The sequence below is a fragment of the Flagellimonas abyssi genome, assembly GCF_019457905.1.
GTDB classification, from domain to species: Bacteria; Bacteroidota; Bacteroidia; order Flavobacteriales; family Flavobacteriaceae; genus Flagellimonas; species Flagellimonas abyssi.
The window spans coordinates 1-3171 of the sequence record NZ_JAHZSV010000044.1; the positions used below are offsets into that span (position 1 = coordinate 1).

Annotated in this window: 2 protein-coding genes; both read left to right on the forward strand. The window is 40.8% G+C overall.

Annotated features, from left to right (window positions below; genetic code table 11):
• Positions 1-2800, forward strand: a 2800-nt coding sequence (locus K1F36_RS18295; RefSeq protein ID WP_220115078.1) for a SusC/RagA family TonB-linked outer membrane protein, incomplete at its 5' end; no start/stop codon positions are given.
• 4 nt (positions 2801-2804) lie between these two features.
• On the forward strand, positions 2805-3146 hold the full coding sequence (locus tag K1F36_RS18300; RefSeq protein WP_220115079.1) for a hypothetical protein: 342 nt from the start codon (positions 2805-2807) through the stop codon (positions 3144-3146).
• The last annotated feature ends 25 nt before the right edge of the window (positions 3147-3171 follow it).

A 3171-nucleotide genomic window follows, 5' to 3' on the forward strand; every position in this document is an offset into this window, starting at 1 on the left:
TGGTTCTTCTTCCACGATTAACGTACAGATGGAAGATGATGCCCAGGCCTTGGAAGAGGTTGTGGTGACAGGGTATACTTCCCAGAGACGCTCTGATATTACAGGTTCGGTAGTGAAAGTGGACTCGGAAAAGCTGAGCGAAGTAATTACTCCCTCTGTGGATCAAGCACTACAAGGAAACGTTTCTGGTCTTACAGTTTCTGCTACATCCGGTACGCCTGGGTCTACTGCAAACATAAGAATCAGGGGTGTTAGCTCTGTGACTGCCGGAAATGAGCCATTATATGTTATAGATGGTGTTCCGGTAAATAGTGGTAGTGTGGGTACTGATGGAGCTTATTCTTCTCTTTCAGCATTGGCTGGTATTGATCAAACCAATATTGAGTCGATTACAGTTTTGAAAGACGCATCTGCAACAGCTCAATATGGGGCAAGAGGGTCAAATGGTGTAATTCTCATTACTACCAAAAGCGGACGTGCTGGAAAAACAATGTTCAGTATCAACAGTAGTTATGGTTTTCAAAATGATGCAATTACCGGTCCTGTGCCGTTAACGGCTGCTCAACGCTTGGAGCTTGCTTCAGAGGCGTATTTTAACGATGGCATTTTTGGTTCAAAACAAGAAGCCAGGGATGCGCTATTGGCTGGTCCTTATGCAGAGTGGGATGCAAATGGTCGTCCAGAGGCCCGTTGGGACCAAGCTGTTGCTAATCGTGATGCAATAATCCAGCAGCATAGTTTTTCTGCTTCTGGCGGTGGAGAAGGTCACACTTTCTTTGCTTCCTTGGGGTACATGCAACAAGAGGCAACTGTTGTTGGGTCTGAGTTTGAAAGAATTTCAGGATCGATCAACTTTTCGAAAGATTTGACTGATAATGTAACTTTTACTACTAATAATCAGGCTTCACATATGTATCAAGATGCTTATTTGGAAACAAGTGCATATTTTGAAAGCCCAAGAACAGCAAAGTTTTTCCTTTCGCCTTTATTGACTCCTTTTAATCCTGATGGGTCTCCTAACCAGTTCTCAGGTTCCACTCCGAACCCTCTTTATTTAGTAGACAATAATGTTAGTGATAACAGGTTGACACGTATTGTGACAAATAATAATGTGACATGGGATTTTGCTAAAGGTTTTACTTTTGGCTCTACATTCAATGTTGATTTGCAATTGTACAACTTTAGAACGTATTCCAATCCAGAATATGGATATGGTGAGCCAACAAGTGGTGATGCAAGTCAGTATGATAGGACCAATGTTTTCTATGTGTTCCAGAACTATTTGGATTATGCATTGGAGTTGAACGATGATCATAAATTTGATTTTAAAGTGTTGCAGGAATATCAGGCAAACCGTCGTTATTTTGTAGGTGGTGCTGGGCAAAGTTTTGCTGATGGTGGTCTTCAGAATCTAGACAACCTAGGTACTCCTACTTCTATAAGCTCTTCATTCAACGATTGGTATGTTGGTGCCTATTTAGGTATGGTTAAGTATTCTGCTTTCGATAGTCGTTATGTATTGGACTTGTCTTACAGAAGAGAAGGAAACTCTCGATTTGGAAGGAAAAATCGCTGGGGTAATTTCTGGTCTGTTGGTGCTGCATGGAACTTGAACAAGGAAAATTTCTTGGCGGACGCTGAATGGATTAATTCACTTAAGTTGCGTGGATCGTATGGTGTTACGGGTAATGCCCTTATCGATATTAACCAGTTCCAGCCATTAATTGGATATTCCAATGATTATGGTGGAGAAGGTGCTGGATATTTGGATACATTTGGTAATGATGATTTGACATGGGAAACTTCTCATACATTGGATGTTGGTGTTGACTTTGGTCTCTTTAACAATGTTGTTAGTGGTAGCTTTGCATATTTCAACAGGGATTCAAAAGACCTTTTGTTGGAGGTTCCGCTATCAAGAACTACTGGTTTTACTAGCCAAATACAAAATATTGGTGAGTTGAACAATAAAGGTTTTGAAGTTGATGTGAATTTTAACATTGTTAATACTGAGGATTTAAGTTTTAGTCTTGGCGGTAACATTTCAAAGGTTAAGAACGAAATCACTAAATTACCTACCGATCCAAACGGTGTGGAAAGTACTATCACTACCGTTAGAACGCGAATCGAGTCTGGTCACCCAGCATACGCGTGGTATATGCCAACATGGGCTGGTGTGAATCCAGATACGGGTGATGAAGAGTGGTATATAAATGGAGTTGATGGTGAAACAACCAATAATTTTAATGAGGCCGAGGCTGTATTCCAAGGAGGAAATGCTGTGCCTACTACTACTGCGGGTCTTAATTTAAACTTCGCGTTTAAAGGATTTTTCTTAAATGCAACTGGTTACTATGCAGGAGGGCATAAAGTATATGAAGGATGGCATCTTTACTTGCACCAAAACAATGGATATCCTCTAACGGTTTATAATGGATATAACACGTTATTGGATCGTTGGCAGCAACCTGGTGACAATGTTCGATATGGTGCTCCAACAACAGGAGGTGAGCCATGGCAGAGACATTCCAAGTTCTTGTACGATGCAGACTTTATTCGTTTGCGTTCACTTACAGTTGGGTATGATGTCCCTTCAAGAGCATTGGAAAGTGTAGGTTTGACCAAATTGAGGTTTTATGTAAGAGGAAACAACTTGCTTACATGGGTGAAAGATGACAACCTACTTTATGACCCAGAAGTAGATGTGGATAGTCAGAACGGTACGGTTGATCCAGGGGAGATAGGTCTTGAGACACCTCCAGCTCGTTCAATTTCCTTAGGTGTAAATATTAATTTCTAAGAAGATGAGAAAAAGTATAAAAAATAAGTTCAATTACATACTGTCCGCGGTAGCAGCAATTAGCATATTGGCTGCTTGTACTACTGACAGTTTAGATCCAACCCTTTCGCAGGAAAAAAACTCTGAAGGTAGTATTACTAAAGTAAGTAACCTGTATAGTCTTTTAAAAGGTGCACACAATGTGTTGACCGGGTCTGGTTACTACGGAAGGGATATGATTGCCACCAACGAAGTTCGTTCGGACAACGTTTTTCCAATGGTAACTCAGGTAGGTTTACTACTCAGGGTGAGTTTGCGTACAATTCAAACACAGGCTTTATGTGGGAGGAAGCTTATGAAGTTATAGCAAATGCCAATGTTATCATCAATAC